General features: G+C 58.4%; 23 protein-coding genes and 1 tRNA gene. 12 read left to right on the top strand and 12 right to left on the bottom strand.

The window, feature by feature from the left end:
- Positions 1-169: 169 nt before the first annotated feature.
- Positions 170-1,273, bottom strand: a complete 1,104-nt coding sequence (thiO, locus tag U5J94_RS15055; RefSeq protein WP_322566440.1) for a glycine oxidase ThiO — start codon at positions 1,271-1,273, stop codon at positions 170-172.
- A 196-nt stretch (positions 1,274-1,469) separates the two neighbouring features.
- Between thiO and U5J94_RS15060 the strand changes: the two genes are divergently transcribed.
- From U5J94_RS15060 to U5J94_RS15090, 7 genes are read left to right on the top strand one after another with little or no spacing between them, the layout of a single operon-like run.
- Positions 1,470-1,943: a GspH/FimT family pseudopilin gene (locus tag U5J94_RS15060; protein WP_322566441.1), complete on the top strand. Its 474-nt coding sequence runs from the start codon at positions 1,470-1,472 to the stop codon at positions 1,941-1,943.
- Positions 1,934-2,482, top strand: a complete 549-nt coding sequence (pilV, locus tag U5J94_RS15065) for a type IV pilus modification protein PilV (RefSeq protein WP_322566442.1) — start codon at positions 1,934-1,936, stop codon at positions 2,480-2,482. The genes U5J94_RS15060 and pilV overlap by 10 nt, the downstream gene beginning before the upstream one ends.
- Before the next feature lie 7 nt (positions 2,483-2,489).
- Positions 2,490-3,527 carry a PilW family protein gene (locus U5J94_RS15070; RefSeq protein WP_322566443.1) on the top strand — a complete coding sequence of 346 codons (1,038 nt, stop codon included), beginning with the start codon at positions 2,490-2,492 and terminating at the stop codon, positions 3,525-3,527.
- A 2-nt stretch (positions 3,528-3,529) separates the two neighbouring features.
- Entirely contained in the window at positions 3,530-4,051 is a 522-nt protein-coding gene (locus U5J94_RS15075) for a pilus assembly PilX family protein (protein WP_322566444.1), read from the top strand.
- Positions 4,052-4,053: 2 nt separating this feature from the next.
- Positions 4,054-7,653 carry a pilus assembly protein gene (locus U5J94_RS15080; RefSeq protein WP_322566445.1) on the top strand — a complete coding sequence of 1,200 codons (3,600 nt, stop codon included), beginning with the start codon at positions 4,054-4,056 and terminating at the stop codon, positions 7,651-7,653.
- Positions 7,654-7,696: 43 nt separating this feature from the next.
- Positions 7,697-8,017 carry a hypothetical protein gene (locus tag U5J94_RS15085; protein ID WP_322566446.1) on the top strand — a complete coding sequence of 107 codons (321 nt, stop codon included), beginning with the start codon at positions 7,697-7,699 and terminating at the stop codon, positions 8,015-8,017.
- Positions 8,018-8,042: 25 nt separating this feature from the next.
- Complete coding sequence (locus tag U5J94_RS15090) at positions 8,043-8,486, top strand: type IV pilin protein (protein WP_416224241.1); 444 nt, start codon at positions 8,043-8,045, stop codon at positions 8,484-8,486.
- Between the two features lie 77 nt (positions 8,487-8,563).
- Here U5J94_RS15090 and ispH read toward each other — a convergent pair whose 3' ends face one another.
- From ispH to murJ, 6 genes are all read right to left on the bottom strand, one after another.
- Positions 8,564-9,532 (bottom strand): 4-hydroxy-3-methylbut-2-enyl diphosphate reductase, encoded by a 969-nt coding sequence (gene ispH, locus U5J94_RS15095; protein ID WP_322566448.1) that lies wholly within the window; start codon positions 9,530-9,532, stop codon positions 8,564-8,566.
- Positions 9,529-10,002, bottom strand: a complete 474-nt coding sequence (gene fkpB, locus U5J94_RS15100) for an FKBP-type peptidyl-prolyl cis-trans isomerase (RefSeq protein ID WP_322566449.1) — start codon at positions 10,000-10,002, stop codon at positions 9,529-9,531. Before fkpB ends, ispH begins: the two co-directional genes overlap by 4 nt.
- 15 nt (positions 10,003-10,017) lie before the next feature.
- Positions 10,018-10,560 carry a signal peptidase II gene (gene lspA / locus U5J94_RS15105; protein ID WP_322566450.1) on the bottom strand — a complete coding sequence of 181 codons (543 nt, stop codon included), beginning with the start codon at positions 10,558-10,560 and terminating at the stop codon, positions 10,018-10,020.
- A 205-nt stretch (positions 10,561-10,765) separates the two neighbouring features.
- Positions 10,766-13,765 (bottom strand): isoleucine--tRNA ligase, encoded by a 3,000-nt coding sequence (gene ileS / locus U5J94_RS15110; protein WP_416224242.1) that lies wholly within the window; start codon positions 13,763-13,765, stop codon positions 10,766-10,768.
- Positions 13,766-13,785: 20 nt separating this feature from the next.
- Positions 13,786-14,730 carry a bifunctional riboflavin kinase/FAD synthetase gene (gene ribF / locus U5J94_RS15115; RefSeq protein ID WP_322566452.1) on the bottom strand — a complete coding sequence of 315 codons (945 nt, stop codon included), beginning with the start codon at positions 14,728-14,730 and terminating at the stop codon, positions 13,786-13,788.
- Positions 14,731-14,965: 235 nt separating this feature from the next.
- Positions 14,966-16,525, bottom strand: coding sequence for a murein biosynthesis integral membrane protein MurJ (gene murJ, locus U5J94_RS15120; protein ID WP_322566453.1), 1,560 nt, complete (start codon positions 16,523-16,525; stop codon positions 14,966-14,968).
- Between the two features lie 227 nt (positions 16,526-16,752).
- On the opposite strand from murJ, the gene rpsT reads away from it, so the two are divergent.
- Entirely contained in the window at positions 16,753-17,013 is a 261-nt protein-coding gene (gene rpsT / locus U5J94_RS15125; protein ID WP_322566454.1) for a 30S ribosomal protein S20, read from the top strand.
- 78 nt (positions 17,014-17,091) lie between these two features.
- On the opposite strand, the gene U5J94_RS15130 is transcribed toward rpsT, so the two are convergent.
- The 5 genes from U5J94_RS15130 to rplU all read right to left on the bottom strand — a co-directional run bounded on the left by U5J94_RS15130 (position 17,092) and on the right by rplU (position 20,320).
- Positions 17,092-17,307 carry a response regulator gene (locus U5J94_RS15130; protein ID WP_322566455.1) on the bottom strand — a complete coding sequence of 72 codons (216 nt, stop codon included), beginning with the start codon at positions 17,305-17,307 and terminating at the stop codon, positions 17,092-17,094.
- Positions 17,308-17,336: 29 nt separating this feature from the next.
- On the bottom strand, positions 17,337-18,461 hold the full coding sequence (proB, locus tag U5J94_RS15135; RefSeq protein WP_322566456.1) for a glutamate 5-kinase: 1,125 nt from the start codon (positions 18,459-18,461) through the stop codon (positions 17,337-17,339).
- Between the two features lie 23 nt (positions 18,462-18,484).
- The gene (cgtA, locus tag U5J94_RS15140; protein ID WP_322566457.1) at positions 18,485-19,531 is read right to left on the bottom strand and encodes an Obg family GTPase CgtA; all 1,047 of its coding nucleotides are present in this window, start codon (positions 19,529-19,531) and stop codon (positions 18,485-18,487) included.
- A 202-nt stretch (positions 19,532-19,733) separates the two neighbouring features.
- The gene (rpmA, locus tag U5J94_RS15145) at positions 19,734-19,991 is read right to left on the bottom strand and encodes a 50S ribosomal protein L27 (protein ID WP_134085297.1); all 258 of its coding nucleotides are present in this window, start codon (positions 19,989-19,991) and stop codon (positions 19,734-19,736) included.
- A 17-nt stretch (positions 19,992-20,008) separates the two neighbouring features.
- A complete protein-coding gene (gene rplU / locus U5J94_RS15150) occupies positions 20,009-20,320 on the bottom strand; it encodes a 50S ribosomal protein L21 (RefSeq protein WP_322566506.1) in 312 nt (103 codons plus the stop codon).
- A 239-nt stretch (positions 20,321-20,559) separates the two neighbouring features.
- Between rplU and U5J94_RS15155 the strand changes: the two genes are divergently transcribed.
- The 4 genes from U5J94_RS15155 to U5J94_RS15170 form a co-directional block, all read left to right on the top strand.
- Positions 20,560-21,489 carry a polyprenyl synthetase family protein gene (locus U5J94_RS15155; RefSeq protein ID WP_416224243.1) on the top strand — a complete coding sequence of 310 codons (930 nt, stop codon included), beginning with the start codon at positions 20,560-20,562 and terminating at the stop codon, positions 21,487-21,489.
- A gap of 229 nt (positions 21,490-21,718) precedes the next feature.
- Positions 21,719-21,795, top strand: a tRNA-Pro gene (locus U5J94_RS15160).
- 378 nt (positions 21,796-22,173) lie between these two features.
- Entirely contained in the window at positions 22,174-23,370 is a 1,197-nt protein-coding gene (locus U5J94_RS15165) for an NAD(P)/FAD-dependent oxidoreductase (protein WP_322566459.1), read from the top strand.
- 52 nt (positions 23,371-23,422) lie between these two features.
- On the top strand, positions 23,423-23,907 hold a 485-nt coding region (locus tag U5J94_RS15170), incomplete at its 3' end, for a class I SAM-dependent methyltransferase (RefSeq protein WP_322566460.1).

Consider the following 23,907-nt stretch of genomic DNA (forward strand, 5'->3'; position numbering starts at 1 on the left):
GACGACACAGTGACGAGGGCCGAGTAACGAGTGACGAGGACAAATGAACCACGAAGGCACGAAGACCCGAAGGAGCAACAATAACAACTTCGTGGCTTCGTGCCTTCGTGGTGAAATTTCCAGATAACATCAGCAGGGCGCTGAAATCGCCGCCTTTCCTCGTCCCTCGTTACTCGTCCCTCGGCCCTCCCGCCGCGGGCTGGTAAGGCGCCGGCGGGACGGTGGGTTCCCGTCCCAGCATCAAATCCGAGAGCAGCCGGGCCGAGGCGAGCCCGAGCACCACGCCGTTGCGAAAGTGGCCGGTGTTGAGATAGAGCCCCGCGACGCCGGGCACCTCACCTATATAAGGAATACCGTGGGGCGAGCCGGGGCGCAGGCCGGCCCACTGGTGTTCGAGGGGCCACTCGGCCAGTGCCGGCACCAGCTGCTCGCCCGCCTCGCGCAGGGTTGCCAGGGCCTCGTCGGTCGTCGATTTGTCGAAGCCCACCTCTTCGATCGTGCTGCCCACCAGCACCCGCCCGTCACGGCGCGGGATGATATAGCGGTCCTGGCTGAGCACGATCCGCCGCAACGCCCCCGGCTCACCGCGATAGAGGATCATCTGCCCCCGTACCGGCCTCACCGGCAAGGCGATCCCGAGTGTTTCCAGCAAGCCGGCACTCCAGGCCCCGCCGGCGATGACGACCTGCTCCGCGTGGAAAGTCGTCCCGCCACTGCTGACCACGCCCCGGCAGCGGCCGGCCTCGATCAGCAATTCCTCCACCGGCTGTTGCTCGTACACCGCCACGCCCAGGGCATCGAGACTGCCGCGCGCCGCGCGAGCCAGCCGCGGATTGCGCAACTGGCCGACTTCGGGGAGCCACAGGGCCTCTGCGGGCACGCTCCCCAGTCGCGGTTCAAGTTCGCGAATTGCCCCCGCGCCCACCAGTTGCACATCCGCCTCCCAACGCCGCGCCCAGGTTAGGGCCGCTTCGCGCTCATCGCAGTCGAGAATCAGCAGCCCGCTGGGCTCGTATTCGGGGTCGATGCCGCTCTCCTGCTTCAACTGCCCGGCAAAAGCCGCATAGCGCGGCTGGCCCCAGCGGGCCAGCGCGTTGACCGCATCGTCAAACCGCCACGGATACAGCGGCGAGAGAATCCCGCCGCCGGCCCAGGTCGACTCGCGGCCGGTTTGGCCCCGATCGAACAGGGCAACCCTGCACCCGGCCCGCGCCAGCTCCCGGGCCGACAGCATGCCCAGCAGGCCGCCGCCGATGATAATCACCTCGTACATTTCCTCTCCCGTGACGGCGTACACCCCGCCATCCGACAAATCCGGTATTATGCCACCAATCAGGCAAGTCCTGACGACGAAACAGTCATGTGATTGCGTTCACACCTGATGCACCGGGATAACCGCTTATCAGGAAATTTGACACGTTTATCCATAAGTCACTGATATCTTGAAAAGAATGAGCTAAAACTCAAGTATGAAAACGCACAACGGCTTTACAATTACCGAGCTGGTGATAACGCTGGGAGTGCTAAGCATCATGCTCGCCCTGGCTACCCCGAGTTTCACCCAGATGATCAAAAGCAATCGCCTGGCAACCCAGGCGAATGAGTTTGTTTCAACATTAAACGTGGCTCGAAGCGAAGCCGTCAAACGGAGGGATGTTATCAACATCACCGCTGCCGATGCTTCCGATGGAAATAACGAATGGGGTCCCGGCTGGGAAGTCACAAACTCGGGAGGCGATGTGCTCTTCGAGTCAGATGGCCTGCACCCGACTTTGACACTGGACAGCAGCAATGATCTCGGCAGTTACCAGTACCAGGCCACCGGCATGATTGACAACGGTGACACACTAATGCTGTGTGATGATCGAAGTGGCGCAAATGGGCGGCAAATAACCATCACCAACACGGGACGAGTCAGCGTGGGCGATGTCACATGTCCATGATGCCATCGATTTCAGGAAAAGGCCTTTCTATGCTGATGCGAAGCAAACAATCCGGCTTTACATTAATCGAGGTCCTGGTCACTGTTTTAATCCTGGCCATTGGTTTCCTCGGCCTGGCTGGGTTACAGCTATCAGCGCTGCGTAACAATAACAGTGCTTATGAACGCTCACAGGCGTCAATACTGACCTATGACATTATCGACCGGATGCGTGCCAATCGCGACAGTGCCCTCAATGGTGATTACGACACCAATCTGACCGACGCCCCGACAGCAACAGACTGTCGGGGAAGCGGTTCCAATTGCAATACAACGCAACTGGCACAATACGATGTCAACCAGTGGAAATGCAGTCTGGGCGACTGGAACAGCCATGCTTCCTGTCAGGCGCTGGGCATGACCGGCAAGCTACCCAAGGGCGATGGTTCCATTGAGCTTAATAGTACCGAGATTACCGTTACCGTCCAGTGGGAGGATAATCGTTCCGAAGCGGCCGCAGCAGATAAGCTGACCTCCTTCTCTATTACGACAACAATGTGAAATCAATATGAAGATAATTTCATACAAACAGCAACAGGGCTTCACTCTGATTGAGATCATGGTTGCCGCCGTTATCAGTCTGATCATACTCGGCGGAGTGGCGCAGGTCTTTCTCGGCAACCGGGACTCTTATCGTCTGTTGCAAGCCTCCTCCAATGTACAGGAAACCGGACGTTTTGGGATGGAGTTTCTGATCAAGGACGTTCGCATGGCCGGATACATGGGCTGTGCCAGCGCCAACAATGTTAATTTGACCAACAATGTGGATATCACTAAAAACAGCGATGATGTCGATAACTCTGTCGGCAATTTCGACGGCACCAACTCAATTACAGGCTATACCTACGACACGACTTTCCCCACGGAACTTGGCGATTTTAATCTCACACCCTCTGATGTCGTGCAAGGTACCGATATTGTTTTTATTCAACGCGCCAGCAGCTGCCCCGGCAGCGACATCCTCGATCATAATCAAACAAGTGCTCAATATCAGATTGCGGATAACTCGCAATGCCAGATACAGCAAAACGATATCGTGCTGCTCTCTGACTGCGCTAATGCGGATATACACGGCGTAACCAATAATGTCGGCAGCACCGGAACAGTAAACATTGCGCACGGTGCCAATCTCAACAAAACGCCCAAACTGAACAACACTTATGGCCCCGGCTCCAGCATGTATGAAATGACCGCCATAGTCTATTACCTCGGCTTCAACCCTGACAATGAGCCGGCCCTGTTTCGCCGCCGACTCGTGGGTGACAGCTTTGTCGCCGAGGAACTGGTCGAAGGGGTTTATGACATGGAGCTTCTCTACGGATTGGACACCGATGGTGACAATGTCGCCAACCGCTATGTTACAGCGGCTGACGTCGGCAACTGGGAAGGCGTTGTGACCGTCAACACCACCCTGTTCACTCGTTCACTGCAGGATGGTGTCACCGAAGAGCCGGTTACCTATAACTATAATGGGGCAAGCCTGACTGACAATCGTCTTCAGCGTGATTTTCGCTTCACCACCACTATCAGGAACCGGGTGCAATAACGATGACGATCAAAGCACAAAACCCAAAAACCATCCAGATGAATCTGGCTGGCAAACAACAGGGCGTGGTACTTATTGTCAGCCTGATGTTGCTGGTCGTCATTACCCTTCTGGGCATCAGCGGCATGCGCAATACGACCCTGGATGAACGCATGGCCGGCAACATGCGCGATTTGCAACTGGCATTTTATTCCGCCGAGTCCGCCCTGCGTGAGGCCGAGCAGCAAATCAAGGTGATATCGCTCCCCCCCTTTAACAATACCAATGGCTATTACGAAACAGACTCCACCCTGTGGCAAACCATAGACTGGAGCGATACTTCGGCCGTCATACAGGTCACCACCACAATCGATGAGGTCAGCGCACCGCCGGCCTATTATGTCGAGGAAATGCCGGCCACCCCCAGCGACGGCAGTCTGGAAGCGGGTATCCCCCACGATTCAGAAGTTTACCGTATCACGGCCAGAGGTGTCGGTGGCAGCACAACCTCGGTGGCCATTTTACAAGCCACTGTCCGGAGATAATCATGTTCAATCCAACACCCAAACAGGCTCTCTCACATCCGGAGAACAACATGACTGGCTATGCGCGCAAAATATTATTAACCCTGTCCACAACGATGACATTAATAATGGCCTTGCCGGCTCATTCGGCCACCGTCGATATTGCCGACATCCCCCTGACCCTGGGCGGACAGATCAAACCCAACATTACTTATCTGCTCGACGATTCGGGTTCCATGCATTTTGAAATCATGCCCGAGGATTACATAAAGGACGGGGGTAACCAATATTATCCTGCCAGGTATATCTATCCTCGTACCAATGGGGTCTATGGTGGCGATGATTACAACAACGTGGTTCCGACGGTAGACAATAATCCATATAATGCTCTGAGCCGCTCTTCGGATTTCAATGCCACTTATTATAATCCGGAATTTGTCTATGAGCCGTGGACCAAGGCCGATGGTTCGCAATATGCCGACGCCGATCCGACCAATGCCTTCCACAACCCGGAAAATACCGGCGCTGGCAGCCGGGATTTGACCACGGATAACTCTCAAAGCGCCTGGTGGGTAGAATGCAATGATGCCACCGACTGTGACTATTCCAATTCAGGTAACTATGTAAGCAAGACCTTTTATCCTGCCACCTATTTCAAATACAACGGCGGCGGCGAATGGGACTGGAATCATTACACCAAAGTCGAAATCAAATCAGGTAACGCCCCCTTTTCCCGCTCTGCCGCGCGTGAAGATTGTGCCGATCACACGGCCTGTACCTATGACGAGGAAATGCAGAACTTCGCCAACTGGTATCAGTATTACCGCTCGCGGATCCTGACCGCGCGGGCCGGCACCGGCGCCGCGTTTGCCCAGCTTGCCGATCCGACCGATCCCGCCGCGGCGGTACGCGTCAACTTCGCCACTCTCAACAAGGGCAGTGAGTCCATCGATAGCGTGACCACGGACACTCTGGTCAATGGCGTACGGCCCTTCATCGGCACCGATCGTGATGACTTCTTTACTGAACTTTATACCCGTACCATCCCCGCCGCGGGCACACCAACCCGCAAGGCACTCGATGACGTCGGTCAATACTATTCCCGCGCCGACAGTCGCGGTCCCTGGAGCGAAACACCGGGTACCGATGGCGGTGACGACATATCCTGTCGACAGAGCTATTCCATCGTGATGACGGACGGTTACTGGTCAACGGGTGATTCCAATGATGCCGACACCGATGATGCGCGCGATAATAACGACGGCGAGGATGGCACCACGATTACCGGCCCCGACGGTGCCAGTTATCAATACACGGCCGAATCCCCGTTCGAGGACAATGTCAGCAGCACCCTGGCGGATGTGGCCATGTATTACTGGAAGCGGGATCTGCGCACCGATCTGACCAACGACGTGCCGACCAACGAGGCTGACCCGGCCTTCTGGCAACACATGGTTACCTTCGGCGCCAGCTTCGGGGTCACCGGCACTGTTAATTCGCAGGATGCCTTCGATGCCATCGGCGACGACAGTGTGACGCTTTCCTGGCCCGACCCCTTTGCTACGGAAGAGGCAAAAATCGACGACCTGCTGCACGCCTCGGTCAATAGCCGAGGGGGATTCTTCAGCGCCCAGAACCCGAAAGAGTTTGCCGACGGGCTGGCGGCCACCATCAACAATGTCTCCGGCCGAACCAGTTCCTCGGCGGCGATTGCGGCCAACTCGACCCGGCTTGATTCCGGTACCTTTATCTACCAGGCCAAGTTCGACAGTTCCGTCTGGTCCGGCACGGTCCAGGCCTTCAAGGTCAACCTGGATGGCAGCATTGCCACCAATCCGGAATGGAATGCGGCCGATGAACTGCCCCCGCATACCAGCCGGAATATTTTCACCTTTGATGGCACAAATGGTGTCGAGTTTGACTGGAACGCAATCAGCACCGCCCAGCAGACCGCGCTCGGCTCGCAAAACGTACTCGAGTATCTTCGCGGCGATCAGAGCAATGAAGTCAGAAATGGCGGGACTTTCCGTAACCGTGACAGCCTGCTCGGCGACATTGTCAACTCCGATCCCTGGTTCGTCGGCGAAACCAACTTCGGCTACGGGCTGCTGGTGGGCGATGAAGGCGATGATTATGTCGACTTTTTGCGCAGTGCAAGTTACACAAACCGGAAAAATGCCATCTATATCGGTGGCAATGACGGCATGCTGCACGCCCTGGATGCCGAAACCGGTCAGGAACTGTTCGCTTATGTGCCCAATGCGGTCTATGACAACCTGGCCGACCTGACCAGTACCAGCTACAACCACAAATTCTATGTCGACGGCAGCCCACGTGCCGGTGCTGCCTATATCGATGTGGGCAGCGGCAAGCAATGGCGCACCGTTCTGCTCGGCAGCACCGGCGCGGGGGGTCGCAGCGTGTTTGCCCTGGATGTCACTGATCCATCGACATTCAGCGCGTCGGATATCCTGTGGGAATTCACTCATCCCGAACTGGGTTACAGCATCGGCCAGCCGACCATTGTTCGCCTAAATACCGGGCAATGGGCGGCCATCTTTGGCAATGGCTATAACAGCGACAGTCAGAAGGCCGGGATTTTCATGGTCGATATCGAAACCGGTAACGTGATCGAATATTTTGACACCGATACCGGGGATACCAACAATCCGAACGGCATGGCCACACCGCTGGTTATCGACCTGGACAATGACCGGATCGCGGACCGGATTTACGCGGGCGATCTGCTCGGCAACATGTGGCGTTTCGACATCGACGACAGCAACACCAATCAGTGGGGTAGTGCCTTCAAACAGGGCAATACACCCGAACCGCTGTTTACCGCCGTAGGGCCCAACTCCGAGGTACAGCCAATCACCTCCAAACCCCAGGCCAAGAACCACGATGATGGCGGGATCATGGTCTATTTCGGGACCGGCAAATACTTCGAGGTGGGTGACAATATCGTCCCCTCTAGCGATATTCCCATCAACAGTTTCTACGGGGTTCTTGACGAAGATGCCCAGGTCGCCCGCGGCGATCTGCTCGAACAGGAGATCTTTTACGAGGATTCCAACGAGTCCTTTAATAACCCGGAGACCAACGAGGACCACGAGTGGGGCATCAGAATGATTACCGCGAGGGAAATGACCACCCAACCCGGCTGGTATATGGATCTCATCTCCCCTGCACCCAATAACTTCGGCGCACAGGGCGAACGTGTCATTGCTGCTCCCCTGCTCTGGGCGGGCCGGATCATTATCACCTCCATTATCCCGAATGACGATCCCTGTGGCTGGGGCGGTTCGACCTGGCTTATGGAATTGGATCCCAACAGCGGTGGCAGGCTGAGCTACTCAGTCTTCGACCTGAATGCGGATGGCAATTTTGATAATCAGGAATTCATGACTGTATACGATCCGGACAGCGGTGAAACAGTGAGTATTCCGGTTTCCGGTATGCAGCCTAAAGAGGGTCTGGCCGGAGGCGCACCGCCGCCGCCTATCTGCTCCGATGATTTCTGTATCAAACTTATGAGCGGCTCTACCGGTACAGCCGAGTCCATCAAGAATAATCCCAAGAACACAGGTAGTAACCGGCTATCCTGGGAGCAGCTGAAATAACCATGGGCAGCCTTGATGGCTGCCCACACTGCGAGGTATGGATATGAAACAGATTCTTGCTACAACAATTTGTGCCCTTGCCATGATAACCGCGCCTGGGCTGGTTCAGGCGCAAACCCCAACGCACAATGTCGTCGGTGTGGTTACGGGCCTGAACAGTGACAAACGGCTGATTTATATTGATGATATGCCGTACCGGGTTGCCAGGGATGCCCGGGCCACCTCCTCGGACAGCAATACCTATCGTGATCCACTGTTAATCAGTCCCGGAACGGTGGTCCGATTCAGGTGGAAAGAGGAAAACAACCAACCGGTGACCACCGAGCTGCATGTGCTTGAGGGTTTGAAGGATATTCCCCAATAATCAAACAGAGTAACCGTTTATGTTGATGAAAAAAGAATCCGGCTTTACCCTGATCGAGCTGATGATCGTCACCGCCATCCTCGGGATCCTGGCGGGAATTGCCTACCCGTCCTACCAGGGGTACCTGGAGAAGACTCGCCGGGCCGATGCCAAGGGCGCGCTTGTTTCCTTCGCCAATGCCATGGAACGCCACTATACGGAAAATTATACCTATGAAGGTGCGGCCACCGGTGGTAACGATACCGGCACACCGGCTATTTTTCCTACTGAAGCACCACTGGATGGCGATTCAAAGTCTTATGACCTGACAATTCAAAGCGCGGACTCAACAACCTTTGTCTTGCGTGCCACCCCAAAAAATGCCCAGTCCGGTGATGGCTACCTGGAAATTACCTCAACCGGCCAGCGAGGCTGGGACAAGAACAATGACGGGGCGGTTGGTGCCAATGAGGATACGTGGGATCATTAGAAGTTGGCAGGCTGAATTAATGATGAATGTTAAATTTTGAATGTTGAATTCAACATTCAAAATTCATCATTAAAAATTCACGGCCTACTGCCATCTGATGACTGCAATCTTTCTTCCTTGAGTTCGACGGGCAAGGAGAACACCACGTTCTCGGACTGCCCTTCACCGCGCTCGACTTCATCCACACCCCATTCACGCAGTTTGTCGATTACCTGTTCGACCAGGACTTCCGGTGCCGAGGCGCCGGCGGTCAGGCCGATGCGGGCAATTCCCTCCAGCCAGGCTTTTTCTATCTGGTCGGCGTTGTCGATGAGATAGGCGCTGGTGCCGCGCCGTTCGGCCACTTCCTTGAGGCGGGTGGAGTTGGAGCTGTTGGGGGAGCCGACCACCAGCAGCAGATCGACCCGATCGGCGAGGGATTTGACCGCGTCCTGGCGGTTCTGGGTGGCGTAGCAGATATCGTCCTTGCGCGGTCCCTGGATGGCGGGAAAGCGTTCACGCAGGGCATCGATGATCGCGGCGGTATCGTCCATCGACAGGGTAGTCTGGGTGACGAAGGCCAGGTGCTGCGGATCGTCGACCTGCAGCGCGGCCACATCCGCCACGTTTTCGACCAGATACATTTGGCCGCCGGGGCCGGTATCAAACTGGCCCATAGTGCCTTCCACCTCCGGGTGGCCGGCATGGCCGATCAGAATGCACTCCTGGCCGTTACGGCTGTAGCGTTTGACCTCCAGATGCACCTTGGTCACCAGCGGGCAGGTGGCGTCGAAGACACTCAGGCCGCGGCGGTCGGCTTCCTGGCGCACGGCCTGGGAGACACCGTGAGCACTGAAGATCACCGTGGCGTCATCCGGCACCTCGTCCAGCTCCTCGACAAAGATCGCGCCCTTATTACGCAGATCATCGACCACGAAACGGTTGTGGACCACTTCATGACGCACATAGATGGGCGCGCCGAACAGTTCCAGCGCCCGCTCGACGATGTCGATGGCACGATCCACCCCGGCGCAGAAACCGCGCGGATTGGCGAGTATGACTTTCATGCGTCACTGTCCTGGGTGAATTCACCCGGTTGAATGGCCAGAATCTCCACCTCGAAGACCACCGGTCGGCCGGCGAGGGGGTGATTGAAGTCGACCACCACTTCCTCGTCGTGGACTTCATGAATGGTGCCCGGCACCTCTTCACCGGAAGGGGTGCTGAAGCCGAGAATGATCCCCTCCTCCAGCGGCAACTCCGCGGCAAACTCGCTGCGCGCCAGGGTATGGATGTTATCCTCTTCAGGAAAACCGAAGGTATCGCGCGGCCCGATCTCCAGACACTGCTTGTCGCCCACTTTCAGACCGTACAAGACCATCTCCAGTCCCTCGATCAGGGTACCATCCCCCATGGTGAAGGTCATCGGTTCCCCCTCCTCGCTGCTGTCCGCCACCGTGCCATCGGTGAGGCTCAGGGTAAAGTGCATGGTCACCCGCGATCCCGGGCCGATGGTCAACGCTTCGATGTCCGCCATAATAATCCGCTCGTTTTATCCGTCTTTGTATTTTGCCGCCAGTTTCCTATCGGCCCGGTACTGACGCAGCGTATCGATTAGAATCAACACCACACCCAGTGTGATCGCCGCATCGGCCAGATTAAAGGCCGGCCAGTGACATTCAGGCTGGCCACCGCGATGCCAGGTAAAAAACATGGGCAAACAGCTGGTACCGCGATAATAGACATCGAGAAAATCAATGACATAGCCGTGCACCAGGCGATCGATCAGATTGCCCAGCGCCCCGCCCAGGATCAACGCCAGCGAAGCCGCCTGCAGATGCTCATGTTTGAGGCGTTTGATCCACATAAAGATCACCACGCTGATCACAATCGAGACCAGCGTGAAAAACCAGCGCTGCCAGCCCCCGGCATCGCTGAGAAAGCTGAACGCCGCGCCGCTGTTGTGCATCAGGGTCAGATTAAACATTGGCAGCAACTCGACCGGCTGATGCAGCGTCAGATAGGCACTGGCAACAAACTTGCTCAACTGATCGAGCAATATCACCACCCCGGAAAGCCACAACCATCTCAACATGCTAAATCCTCTATGCAGTTTCCAGTCGCTAGCGGCTAGTAACTAGAAACTGATTTTATAGTGCAACCGCTTCTCGCCTGCCCGTCAACATTCACGGCACAGTCCTGTAGCAAGAATGTCAGGTAGCGCGATGCGCAACCTGACCTACGCCTCAATATATCGTTTTTTGACCTCGTCACTCGTACCTCGTAACTCGTCACTGTTCTTACGCGTGCAACCGCTCCTCGCCCGCGCCGTCCACATTCTCGACACACCGCCCGCACAGCTCGGGATGATCGGCATGACTGCCTACATCCTCACGATGATGCCAGCAGCGCACGCACTTGGGATGCGCGGAAGCCGAGACCGAGACCCAGATCTCGTCGTTGCCCGCCAGGGTGTAGTGCTGTGCCTCGGAGGGTGGATCACCGGCCAGATAGAGACGGGCCTCCGAGGTAATCAGGACAAAGCGCAATTCGTCTTCCAGCTGCGCCAGGGCATCGTGAATTTCCCGCCCGGCGTAAATACCGACTTCGGCATCGAGATTGGCACCGATGCCGCCGGCAACGCGCAGGTTTTCCAGTTCCTTGTTGACCGCGTCGCGCACCTGCATGATGCGTTGCCAGTACGCCAGCTCATCGCTGGCAGTCTGATCATCACCAAACATGCGGGGCAACTCGTACCAGGTATTGAGCAATACCGACGCGCCGCGTTCGCCGGGAATGTTTTCCCAGATATCTTCGGCGGTAAAACTCAGAATGGGCGCCATCCAGCGCACCATTGCCTCGGCAATATAATAGGCCGCGGTCTGTGCCGAACGCCGGGCCGCGCTCTCTGTCGGCATGGTGTACTGGCGGTCCTTGATCACATCCAGATAGAAGCTGCTCAGATCCACCGCGCAGAAGTTGTGCATCTGCTGATAGATATTATGAAACTCGTAATTGTCATAGGCGGTCACGATCTGCTGCTGGATCTCGCGGGTGCGTTCCACCGCCCATTTGTCCAGCGCCAGCATCTGATCGGCCGGCACGCTGTGTTGGCTCGGGTCAAAGTCCCCCAGGTTGGCCAGCAGATAGCGGGCGGTGTTGCGCATGCGCCGGTAGGCATCGGCGGTACGCTTGAGAATCTCGTCGGAGACACGCATCTCGCCGCTGTAATCGGTGGCCGCCACCCACAGGCGCAGGATGTCCGCGCCCAGGTTGTTGATCACCTTTTGCGGCGCCACCACGTTACCCTTTGACTTGGACATCTTCTGGCCTTTGGCATCGACCGTGAAGCCGTGGGTCAATACCGCTTTGTAAGGCGCGCTGCCCTGCATGGCCACGGCGGTCAGCAGCGAGGACTGGAACCAGCCGCGATGCTGATCCGATCCTTCCAGATAAAGATCGGCGGCGGGATACTCTGTCAGACCCAGACGTTGACCCAACACGGCGAAATGGGTCACCCCCGAGTCGAACCAGACATCGAGCGTATCGCGCACCTGTTCGTAATCATCAGCGTCGTCACCCAGGAGGTTACTGATATCCAGCTCGAACCAGGCATCGATGCCGCGCTGTTCGATCTGTTGTGCCGCCTGTTCGATCAGCTCACCGGTTTTGGGATGCAGCTTGCCGGTTTTTTTATGCACGAACAGAGTAATCGGAACGCCCCAGGTGCGCTGGCGCGAGATACACCAGTCGGGCCGGTTCTCCACCATGCCGATGATGCGTGCCTCACCCCATTGTGGCATCCAGCGGGTTTTACCAATGGCGGCAAGCGCGTTTTTACGCAAGCTCGCCTGTTCCATGGCGATACCCTGGTCTTTGTTCCCGACAAGACCAGGATACACGCCATCCATGGCGATAAACCACTGCGGCGTGGCGCGGAAGATAATCGGGGTCTTGTGCCGCCAGCAATGCGGATAGCTATGACGAAAGGCCTCTTCGTGCACCAGTTTGTTGTGCGCCTTGAGGGCATCGAGCACGCTGTCGTTGGCCTTGAACACATGCTGGCCTTCGAACAGGGGCGTGCCTTCGAGGAACTTGCCGTCGCCGCCTACAGGGTTGTCGACCTTGAGGTGATAACGCTGGCCGACCACATAATCATCCTGGCCGTGGCCGGGCGCGGTGTGCACGGCGCCGGTCCCCGCCTCCGTGCTGACGTGTTCGCCGCAGATGATCGGCACTTCGCGATCATAGAAGGGATGCTGCAATTTAAGGTCTTCGAGCTCGGCCCCCTTGCAATAGGCCACCACGCGATACGCTTCCACCTCCCAGCGCGCCATGATGTCGCCCAGCATGGCGTCGGCCACGATCAACCGCTCGGGCACGTGATCGCCCACCCCGTCGCACTGGACCACGGCGTAATCGAGTTCGGGATTGACCGCCACCGCCTGGTTGGCCGGCAGGGTCCAGGGTGTGGTGGTCCAGATGACCACCGAGATCGGACCCTTAGTCGCTCCCGGCTTCCTGCCTCCCGCGACAGAGCCTGCCCCATGAGCGTAGCGAGTGTTTTGGGTACTAGCACGTCCCTGTGCGTCGCCCTCATGGCCTTCGACGTGATGACAACGGCTCATCAGCGCTTCTTCGTTCAGTACTTCAAAGCGCACGTCGATGGCCGGCGAGGTCTTGTCCTCGTATTCCACCTCCGCCTCGGCCAGGGCCGAGCCGCAGTCGACACACCAGTGTACCGGCTTGAAGCCCTTGTGCAGATGGCCCTGGTCGATGATGTTGCCCAGGGCGCGAACGATATCCGCCTCGAACTGGTAGTCCATGGTCAGATAAGGGTGATCCCAGTCACCAAGAACTCCGAGGCGTTTGAAGTCATTGCGCTGACCGTCCACCTGTTCGGCCGCGTAATCGCGACAGGCGGCACGGAACTGGTCATGGGCGACGGCAACACCGGCCTTGCCGATTTTCTTTTCCACCTGCAACTCGATCGGCAGACCGTGGCAGTCCCAGCCGGGGATATAGGGCGCATCGTAACCGGCCAGCGTCTTGGACTTGATAATGATGTCCTTGAGGATCTTGTTGACGGCGTGACCAATATGAATATCGCCGTTGGCATAGGGCGGGCCGTCGTGCAGCAGAAACAACGGCCGCTGCTCCGCTTTGGCCTGCTCGCGCAACTGTTGATAGAGATCCGTCTCGTACCAGCGCTTGAGAAAGTCCGGCTCGCGTTTGGCCAGATTGCCACGCATGGGAAAATCGGTCTGCGGAAGATTCAGGGTATGCTTGTAATCAGTCACATTGTTATCCATTTTGGCATTCAGTATGTTTCTTTGTGACGTGCGGCAAAGTAGGCACGTGTCTGTTGAACATCCGTGTTGATCTGCTGTTTCAATCGTTCCAGCGAATCGTATTTTTCTTCATCGCGCAGCTTGTGCAAAAAACTGACCTGCAGGTGCCGACCATAGATAGCCTGATCGAAATCGAGGATGAACACTTCCAGCAGAGCGCGCGTACCGTCCACCGTCGGCCGGGTACCAAGACTGGCGGCACCCTGCAACGGTTCACGATCGAGGCCGAACACGTCCACCGCGAAGATGCCCTGCAACGGTGTCACCCGCCGATGCAGATGAATGTTGGCGGTGGGAAACCCGAGCTGACGCCCCAGCCGGTTGCCGTGTGCGACCCGCCCGCTCATCCGGTAGTCACGGCCCAGCAGCCGTTCGGCCGCCCCCATGTCGCCGGCTTCCAGCGCCTGGCGAATGCGCGTGCTGCTGACCCGCTCGCCGTCGATCTCGAAGGTGTGCATGTTGACCACCGTAAAGCCGTGTTCGGCTCCGGCGGCCCGCAAGTCGTCGATGGTGCCGGCCCGGCCGCGACCAAAACGAAAATCGTCGCCGACCACCAGATACCTCACACCCAGCCCGTCGACCAGCACCTGTTGAATAAACTCCGCCGGGCTCAGCTGCGCCAGCTTGCGATTGAACGGCAGACACAACACCCGATCCACGGCATAGCGACGCAGGGCCTGGATCTTTTCCCGAAAGCGGGTCAGGCGCGAGGGGGCCGCCCCGGGTTTGAAATACTCCAGCGGCTGCGGCTCGAAGGTGATCACCACCGCCGGCAGACACAACTCATCGGCCTTCTCCGCCAGCTGGCCGATGACCGCCTGATGGCCCAGATGCACCCCGTCGAAATTGCCGATGGTGGCCACGCAACCGTGGTGACGGGGGCGCAGATTATGCAGACCGCGGATCAGCTCCATGATTGATTTACACCACCGGAAAAAGGCCAAAAGTATAACAAAAACAAGGGGCTGTTAGCGAAAAATAAAGAACCCCCCTGCGCGGAAAACCCGGGGCAATTCAAGGCCGATATCAACCACCGAAGCACTGAACACACCGAATTCACCGAATACTGATTGGCCGGAGCATCATGCCCTGTTCGGTGATTTTCAGTGCTTTTCGGTGTCTTCGGTGGTGAGCGCGCCCAACCCGGAATTAACCTGACACCGGTCGGCGAAACTGGCCGAAGCGCAGGCCGCTGAGCGCGAGCACACCAAAGTAAATCGCCACCCCGGCCGGGATCAGCCAGCCCAGATGCGTCAGCCGCTGGGCCAGCGTGTAGTCGACCCACTGCGTCCAGTCGCCGGCCAGAACCCAGAGACTGGTGCCCATCACCCCGGCGGCCAGGATCACGCGCACAAAGTAGAGGCCCCAGCCGGCTTCGGGGCGGAACACCCCGTCACGCAACAGGCCGCGCAGCAACAGCATGGCGTTGAGGAAGGAGGAGAGCGTGGTCGCCAGTGCCAGCCCGGCGTGGGGCGCGGAATAGCCCACCTGCACCAGCGTCACCACCAGGATCACGTTGAAAATCATGTTGGCCACCATCGCAATCAGCGCCACCTTCATCGGGGTTTTCGTGTCCTGGCGGGCGAAGTAGCCCGGTACCAACACCTTGACCAGCATGAAGCCGAGCAGACCGAAGCTGTAGGCGATCAGCGCCAGCGCCATCATGTTCAGATCATGGTCGCCCTTGCCGCCATACAGGAACAGCGTCGCCAGGATCGGCCCGGCCAGCACACCGAGGGCGACCGCCGCCGGCAGGCCGATGAGCAAGACCCAGCGCAGCGCCCAGTCCAGGGTGCGCGAGAAGGCCAGGCTGTCCTGGCGGGCGAACTTCTCCGACAGATAGGGCAGGATCACCGTGGCCAGGCCGATGCCGAACAGCCCCAGCGGAAACTCCATCATCCGGTCGGCAAAATAGAGCCAGGTAATGCTGCCGAAGGCGAGAAACGAGGCCACCATCACGTCGAACAGCAGATTGATCTGCATGGCGGAGGAGCCGATGATGCCCGGCAGCATCAGCTTCATGATGCGCCGCACCCCCGGATCGCCCCAGCCCCAGCGCGGCCAGCGCAACAGCTTGAGACGCAGCAAAAACGGCAGCTGTAACAGCAGTTGCGCCACCCCGGCGATCATCACGCCCCAGGCCAGGGCCATGGCCGGCACGGCAAAATAGTCCGACAGCCACAGGGCCGCGCCGATCAGACTCAGGTTGAGCAGCACCGGGGTGAAGGCCGGCAGGGCAAAACGGCCGTAGGTGTTGAGTACCCCGCCGGCCAGCGCGGTCAGGGAGATAAAAAAGATATAGGGGAAGGTGATGCGCAGCATCTCGGCGGTCAGATCCACCTGCGCCGGATCGCCGATATAGCCCAGGGCAATCAGCATGACGAACAAGGGTGTCACCAGCACCACCAGCGCGGTCAGAATCAGCAGCACCGCGCCCAGGGTCCCGGCCGTCGAGGCGACCAGCTCGCGTACCGCGTCGATATCGCGCTTGACCCTGTACTCGGCCAGCACCGGCACGAAGGCCTGGGCAAAGGCCCCCTCGGCGAACAGCCGGCGCAGGAAATTGGGGATCTTGAAGGCAATTAAAAAGGCGTCGGTGGCCTTGCCGAATTCGAAGACAGCCGCGAACACCACATCCCGCACCAGGCCGGTGAGGCGCGAGATAAAGGTCATGCCGCTAAATACCGCCGTGGACCGTAACAGTCCCATCAATGCGTCTCTATCTTATTGTTATTAAAGAATATTTATAAGTTTGTAACGACTTACCAACCAGCCTTGACCCGTCCCGGCCCGGCCCTGTCCCGCATCTTACCCCAGGCGCCGGTGCGCTGAATACGCACAGGGGGAAATTTCGCCCGATCGTTGACATTTGGGGCCAAAACCACCATGATACGCGCCCTTCAAACACCCGAATTGCTTGAGTCAGGAGAGACGTTTTGGCCAACACAGCACAATCCCGCAAGCGGGCGCGCCAGGCGGAAGATAACCGCCAGCATAATACCGCCTACCGTTCCAAGTTCCGCACCTTCGTCAAGAAAGTGCTGGGCGCAGTGAAGGCGGGTGACAAGGCCCAGGCCGAGCAGGCCTACAAACAGGCTATCGCGCTCATCGACAAGACCGCCAACAAGGGCCTGATTCACAAGAACAAGGCCGCCCGGCAGAAAAGCCGGCTGAACGCTCGCATCCGCACGATGTAACAGGCACCCGCGCTGAATAGCAAAAAGCCGGATTTTTATCCGGCTTTTTTTATGGGCACCGCGCAGTTAAGCAACGTGTCAGGCGACCTGGGCCTGTTTGAACATTGCCTCGAGTTGCTCGGGATCGAAGGGTTTACGCAGCGTGCCGAGCATATTGACGCCCGCCTCGCGGGCCACGGCCATGGCGGCCCGGGCCATTTCATCCACTGCCGCGGTGACAAAAATACACGGTATATCAGGCTGTTTTTGCCCCAGTTGCACCACGAAGTCCATGCCGTTCATGGTTCCTGACACTATCGACCACCCGCCCGACCTCTTGAGTTTTATACCAGTACCATGTTGTCGCGGTGAATCAGCTCCGGCTCGTCGATATAGCCCAGAGTCGACTCGATCGCCTCGCTGGGCTGGCCCATGATACGGCGCACCTCATCGGCGTTGTAGTTGACCAGGCCGCGGGCGATCTCCCGCCCTTCGGCATCCACGCAGGCCACCATCTCGCCGCGGGCAAAATCGCCCGAAACCCCCCGCACCCCGACCGCCAGCAGGCTGCGACCCGAGTGACACAGCACCTTGACCGCCCCTTCGTCCAGCTCCAGGCGGCCGCGCATCTGCAGATGGCCGGCCAGCCACTGCTTGCGTGCCGCCAGCGGTGCCTGCTCGGCATACAGCAGGCTGCCCAGCGCCTCACCGCCCCGCAAGCGGGTCAGTATCTGATCCTCGCGGCCCGAAGCGATCACCGTGGAGGTGCCGGAGCGGGCCGCCAGACGCGCCGCCCGCAGCTTGGTCTTCATGCCGCCCCGGCCCAGCGCCCCGGCGCTGTCGGTGGCCATGGCATCGAGCGAGGCCTCGTGGACCAGCACCTCGTCGATCAGCGTCGCGTCGGGGTGGTGGCGCGGATCGCAATCGTACAGCCCCTGTTGATCGGTGAGGATAATCAGGGTGTCGGCCTCGACCAGATTGGCCACCAGCGCGGCCAGGGTGTCGTTATCACCGAAGCGAATCTCGTCAGTGACCACGGTGTCGTTTTCGTTGATCACCGGGATCACCCCCAGTTGCAGCAGACTGCGCACGGCGCTGCGGGCATTGAGGTAGCGTTTGCGGCTGGTGAGATCGTCGTGGGTAAGCAGGATCTGCGCGGTATGCAGGTTGCTGCGGGCAAAGCGCGACTCATAGGCCTGGATCAGTCCCATCTGGCCCACGGCGGCGGCGGCCTGCAGATGGTGCAGTTCGCTGGGTCGCCGGCTCCAGCCAAGACGACACATCCCCTCGGCCACCGCGCCGGAGGAGACCAGCACCACCTCCACGCCCTGCGCCATCAGCGCGGTCATCTGCGCCACCCACGCATCCAGCCCCGGCTGATTCAGGCCGGTGCCGTCCCCGGTCAGCAGCGCGCTGCCGATCTTGATCACCCAGCGCCGGGAAGTTGTCAGTTGTTGTCGTCTGGACATAGTCGTCTTTTTCCGCTGTCGCGTTACTCTTCTTCTGTCGCCACCGGGCGGGCCTGTTCACGCTGGCGCTCGATGTAGGTCATGATGTCATAACAGAGCTGCCGGGTGCCGATCTGGCCGATGGCCGAAATCGTGTAAACCGGCCCCTGCCAGCCCAGCTCATCGATAATCGCCTGGCAGCGGGCTTCGCGCTCGTCCTCGGGCAGCAGGTCGATTTTATTCAATACCAGCCAGCGCGCATACTCGGCCAGTTCCGGATCGAAGCGTTGCATCTCCTGCTCGATGGTGCGCACATCCGTGGCCGGATCACCGGCTGTGTCCAGCGGGGCCACATCCACCAGATGCAGCAGCAGGCGGGTGCGCGAGACATGCTTGAGAAACTGGATGCCCAGCCCGGCGCCCTCGGCCGCCCCCTCGATAATGCCCGGAATATCGGCCACCACAAAGCTGCGGTGCGCCTCGACGCTGACCACGCCCAGATTGGGATAAATGGTGGTAAACGGGTAATCGGCCACCTTGGGGCGGGCGGCGGAGACCGCGCGGATAAAGGTCGATTTGCCGGCGTTGGGCAACCCCAGCAGCCCCACGTCGGCCAGCACCTTCATCTCCAGGCGCAGCTGACGGGCTTCGCCGGGGGTGCCGGGGGTGGACTGGCGCGGTGCCCGGTTGGTGCTGCTTTTAAAACGGGTATTGCCAATACCGTGATAGCCACCTTTGGCCACCAGCAGCGTCTGGCCGTGTTCCAGCACGTCGCCGAGCAGCTCCCGGGTCTCTTCGTCGAACACCTGGGTGCCCAGCGGCACGGGAATAACCAGGTCCTGGCCGCCCTTGCCGGTCATGTTGCGGCCCTTGCCCTGCTGGCCATGTTCGGCCCGAAACTGGCGGGTATAGCGAAAATCGGCCAGGGTGTTGAGATTGCGCTCGCCGATCAGAAAGACATCGCCCCCGTCACCGCCATCACCGCCGTCGGGGCCGCCGAATTCGATGAATTTTTCCCGGCGAAAGCTGACACAGCCGTTGCCGCCCTTGCCGGCCTCGACCCGGATCGCTGCTTCGTCGACAAACTTCATCTGTCCCTTCCCGTGGTTTCCCGGCCATCGCCGGCACAATCATCTGTGAAATACTAAACCACGGAGGACCCAGCGGTTACAGAGTGAATGTCTCTGCGTCCTCCGTGTCCTCTGTGGTGGATGAATCAAGTCACCCTGCATAAAACAAAAACCCCGTCGCGAGGGACGGGGCTTTGGTGGTTCGGCTTGTATCCCGGCGTCTTCAGGCCGGAATAATGCTGACCTGCTTGCGCTGCCGGGGCCCCTTGGTCTCGAATACCACGGTGCCGTCAGCCTTGGCAAACAGGGTATCGTCACCGCCCTTGCCGACGTTCACGCCCGGGTGAACCTTGGTGCCGCGTTGGCGAACCAGGATGTTACCGGCCTTGACCACCTGACCGCCGTAGCGCTTGACGCCAAGACGCTTCGACTGGGAATCGCGACCGTTGCGGGTACTCCCGCCTGCTTTCTTATGAGCCATGCTTTACGTCCTCTTACTTAACCGCTGATACCGGTGATTTCCAGTTCCGTGTAGTCCTGACGGTGACCCTGGGTCTTGCGGCTGTGTTTGCGGCGACGGAATTTGATAATCATCACCTTCTTGCCGCGGCCCTGGCTGGCCACGGTGGCAGTAACCTTGCCGCCTTCCACGTAGGGCTTGCCGACCTTGAAGTCCTCGCCATCGGCGATCATCAGGACCTTGTCGATATCCACACTGGCGCCGGTCTCGGCGTCGAGTTTCTCGACCTTGATTTTCTGGCCCTGTTCTACCCGGTACTGCTTGCCACCGGTTTCGATAACCGCGTACATAATACTGTGCTCCAAATATCCCCGCCTGCTGGGCGGACTCGACTGTGGAAAGGGGCGCAATTTTAGCGTCTGGGGCCGCCCCGGTCAAAGAATTTTCCTGATTTTCTGCCAATTTAAGTGCCCCGAATCGCGCGTCCAGCTTGACAGGCACCGGGGGGCTCCCTAGCATTTTGCGCTTTGCTCACAGGCTTGTCGCATTGAAGACTCTCGAGGACATTCAGACATTGATCGGCCCCGACATGGTCGAGGTCGATCAGTGCATTAGCGGACGACTGCGCTCCGAGGTGGTGCTGATCAACCAGATCGGCGCCTACATAATAAAGAGTGGCGGCAAACGGCTGCGCCCGATTATCCATCTGCTGTGCGCCCGGGCGCTCGGTTATCAGGGCCGCTATCATATTGATCTGGCAGCCATTATCGAGTTCATCCACACCGCCACCCTGCTCCACGACGACGTGGTAGACGGCTCCGAACTGCGCCGCGGCCAGAAGACGGCCAACAATTTGTGGGGGAATTCAGCCAGCGTGCTGGTGGGCGATTTTCTCTATTCCCGGGCTTTTCAGATGATGGTCGACATCGGTCAGATGGATATCATGCGGATTCTGGCCAATTGCACCAATACCATTGCCGAGGGCGAAGTCCAGCAGCTGCTCAATATCCACGACGCCGATACCACCGAAGCCCGCTACATGGAAGTCATCCACAACAAGACCGCCAAACTGTTCGAATCGGCCAGCGAACTGGCCGCCGTCATCACCGACCAGCCCGCTGGCCTCCAGCAGGCGATGGCCCGCTACGGCATGCACCTGGGCAGCGCCTTCCAGCTGGTGGACGACGTGCTCGACTACCGGTCCGACAGCGAAGAGACCGGCAAGAACATCGGCGACGATCTGGCCGAGGGCAAACCCACCCTGCCGCTGATTTACGCCATCCAGCAGGGCAGCCCGGAGCAGGCCGCAGTTATCCGTGAAGCCATCGAAACCGGCGGGCTGGCGCAGATCGACGCCGTGCGCGCCGCGATTGAATCCACCGGCGCTATCGACTACACTGCGCGCTGCGCGCGAGCGGAGGCCGATCAGGCCATTGAGGCGCTGAGTGGAATCCCGACGTCCGAATACAAAGACGCGCTCAGCTTCCTCGCCGAATTCGCCGTCAACCGCAATTATTAATCCGCATTACAACCGTTTAACACGGTTCGAGTCAAAGCCGCTTTAATAAGGTTTTATTAGGCCGTATAAGCGGATGATGACAAGGCAAAGCGAGCGAGAAAAGCGGAGTTATGCACAGGATGTGCGGTATGTCGCGAGAGGCAGGACGCCGGTAGCGACGTACATCGGAAAGGTCATTTTCGAGCCGACGCTTTAACGCAGTCAGGGCCGCTTATACGGCCTAATAATTCGGGGTGTAGCTCAGCCTGGTAGAGCACCGTCTTCGGGAGGCGGGGGTCGTAGGTTCAAATCCTGTCACCCCGACCAATTCTTAGTTCTTCACGCCGGACCTTGCCGGCGGTTTGATGAGGGTGACCGGATCGCTCCGGACATGTCTCATAGAACCCCTTCGGGTTTCATTATGTTATCTCGCAGAACCCTCCGGGTTCATTGCGAGTACCCTACGCTTCCAGCGTCAGGGCAACCCTACCTATCGGTCAGGGCACCTGTCCTCCCGCGACAGAGCCCACCCAGCGAGCAAAGCGAGTGTTTTGGGTGTTAGTACTTCCCTGTACGTCATTTCCGGCCCTCCGGGCGTTCACGGTACGCCCTCATCCCGACCTGTGACCGCACCTTTCCCTGTTCTACGCCGATTCCGTTAAACTGGACGCTTCAATTCATCGTCATCTTCAGAGTCGGCTCTTCATGCAAACAGATGTTGTGATTATCGGTGCGGGTGCCGCGGGTCTGATGTGCGCGATTGAAGCCGGCAAACGCGGGCGCAAGGTGCTGGTACTGGACCATGCCAACAAACCCGGCAAAAAGATCCTGATGTCCGGTGGCGGACGCTGCAACTTCACTAATTACGACATCAGTGCCGACCATTATCTGTCTCATAATCCCCATTTTTGCAAATCAGCCCTGAGCCGTTATACCCAATGGGATTTTATTGCCCTGCTCGACCGCCACCACATTCCCTGGCACGAGAAGGCCCATGGCCAGCTGTTCTGCGATCACAGTGCCAGGGATGTATTGAACATACTGCTGAACGAATGCCGCCGGGTCGGCGTCGAGATCCGCCTCAACTGCAGCGTCGAACGGATTGAGAAAACCGAAGCCTCCCCCTCTTCCGCTCACAACACGTTCACGCTTTACACAAACCAGGAAAAGATTGAAGCCGAGTCTGTCGTGATTGCCAGCGGCGGGCTGTCCATCCCGAAAATGTGCGCCACACCTTTCGGTTACCAGATCGCCGAACAGTTCGGTCATACGATTCAGCCGACCCGGGCTGCGCTGGTGCCGTTTACCTTGCAGCCACAGGATAAGACACGCTTTAGTGAATTAACCGGCGTCTCTGTCGACAGTATCGTCAGTAATGCACGTATCAGCTTTCGGGAAAACCTGCTTTTCACCCATCGGGGATTGAGTGGCCCGGCGATATTGCAAATCTCCTCTTACTGGCAACCGGGCGAGACGATTAGCGTTAATCTTCTGCCGGATCAGGATGTGTTAAGCTGGTTAAAAGCGCAACAAAACAGCCGGCCGCGCAGCAAACTCAAGACCGTGCTTGGCGAGATCCTGCCAAAACGCCTGGTTGCCGTTATATTGGATGACACATTGATTGAAACACCCCTGCAAGCCATATCACATACCCGGTTCGATGCCATCGCCCGGCAGCTGCAACAGTGGGAAATCACCCCCGGCGGCAGCGAAGGCTATCGCACCGCGGAGGTCACCCTGGGCGGTGTCGACTGTGATGAGCTCTCTTCCAAAACCATGGAATCCAGACGCATCCCCGGCCTCTATTTCATCGGCGAGGTGGTGGATGTCACCGGCTGGCTCGGCGGCTATAATTTTCAATGGGCCTGGTCCTCGGGCTGGGTGGCCGGCCAGGTGGTTTAACCAAAAACCGTCGAATAACGTTACCGGGTATTATGCAAAACGGAGTCATGCCATGAAGCCTGTTTTTCGCAGTGTACTGCAACGGATCGCAACCGGCCTGTTGCTGATCGTAGTGTCAACCGCACCATTGATCGATGTCGCATCGGCCGGGGAAAACGTCAATCCCGATATCAATCGCCATTATCAGGATCCGGATTTTGCACGCTGGCAGAGCACTTTTGAGCGGCGCGGACGGGAAGTCTACGATCAACGGCACGCGATTATCGAGGCGCTCGATCTAGAACCAGGTATGCGTATCGCCGACGTGGGGGCCGGTACCGGCCTGTTCACCCGATTGTTCGCCCAGCAGGTCGGCGCGACCGGCAAAGTCTATGCCGTGGATATTGCCCAAAACTTTATCGATAACACTCTGCGTACGGCCCGCGAACAGGATCTGAATAATGTCGAGGGGGTAGTGAACGATCAACAGTCCACCCACCTGCCCGCGAAGAGCGTTGACCTGGTCTTCTTAAGCGACACCTATCACCATTTTGAATA

It is taken from the genome of Thiohalophilus sp., from assembly GCF_034522235.1.
Taxonomy (GTDB): domain Bacteria; phylum Pseudomonadota; class Gammaproteobacteria; order UBA6429; family Thiohalophilaceae; genus Thiohalophilus.

Coding starts and splice junctions, on each gene's coding strand:
- U5J94_RS15080 (WP_322566445.1), top strand. CDS start 4,054: ATGTTCAATCCAACACCCAAACAGGCTCTCTCACATCCGGAGAACAAC.
- U5J94_RS15155 (WP_416224243.1), top strand. CDS start 20,560: ATGGTCGAGGTCGATCAGTGCATTAGCGGACGACTGCGCTCCGAGGTG.
- U5J94_RS15090 (WP_416224241.1), top strand. CDS start 8,043: ATGAAAAAAGAATCCGGCTTTACCCTGATCGAGCTGATGATCGTCACC.
- proB (WP_322566456.1), bottom strand. CDS start 18,461: ATGTCCAGACGACAACAACTGACAACTTCCCGGCGCTGGGTGATCAAG.
- ispH (WP_322566448.1), bottom strand. CDS start 9,532: ATGAAAGTCATACTCGCCAATCCGCGCGGTTTCTGCGCCGGGGTGGAT.
- thiO (WP_322566440.1), bottom strand. CDS start 1,273: ATGTACGAGGTGATTATCATCGGCGGCGGCCTGCTGGGCATGCTGTCG.
- rplU (WP_322566506.1), bottom strand. CDS start 20,320: ATGTACGCGGTTATCGAAACCGGTGGCAAGCAGTACCGGGTAGAACAG.
- lspA (WP_322566450.1), bottom strand. CDS start 10,560: ATGTTGAGATGGTTGTGGCTTTCCGGGGTGGTGATATTGCTCGATCAG.
- murJ (WP_322566453.1), bottom strand. CDS start 16,525: ATGGGACTGTTACGGTCCACGGCGGTATTTAGCGGCATGACCTTTATC.
- U5J94_RS15075 (WP_322566444.1), top strand. CDS start 3,530: ATGACGATCAAAGCACAAAACCCAAAAACCATCCAGATGAATCTGGCT.
- U5J94_RS15060 (WP_322566441.1), top strand. CDS start 1,470: ATGAAAACGCACAACGGCTTTACAATTACCGAGCTGGTGATAACGCTG.
- ribF (WP_322566452.1), bottom strand. CDS start 14,730: ATGGAGCTGATCCGCGGTCTGCATAATCTGCGCCCCCGTCACCACGGT.
- fkpB (WP_322566449.1), bottom strand. CDS start 10,002: ATGGCGGACATCGAAGCGTTGACCATCGGCCCGGGATCGCGGGTGACC.
- U5J94_RS15085 (WP_322566446.1), top strand. CDS start 7,697: ATGAAACAGATTCTTGCTACAACAATTTGTGCCCTTGCCATGATAACC.
- pilV (WP_322566442.1), top strand. CDS start 1,934: ATGTCCATGATGCCATCGATTTCAGGAAAAGGCCTTTCTATGCTGATG.
- U5J94_RS15070 (WP_322566443.1), top strand. CDS start 2,490: ATGAAGATAATTTCATACAAACAGCAACAGGGCTTCACTCTGATTGAG.
- cgtA (WP_322566457.1), bottom strand. CDS start 19,531: ATGAAGTTTGTCGACGAAGCAGCGATCCGGGTCGAGGCCGGCAAGGGC.
- U5J94_RS15165 (WP_322566459.1), top strand. CDS start 22,174: ATGCAAACAGATGTTGTGATTATCGGTGCGGGTGCCGCGGGTCTGATG.
- rpmA (WP_134085297.1), bottom strand. CDS start 19,991: ATGGCTCATAAGAAAGCAGGCGGGAGTACCCGCAACGGTCGCGATTCC.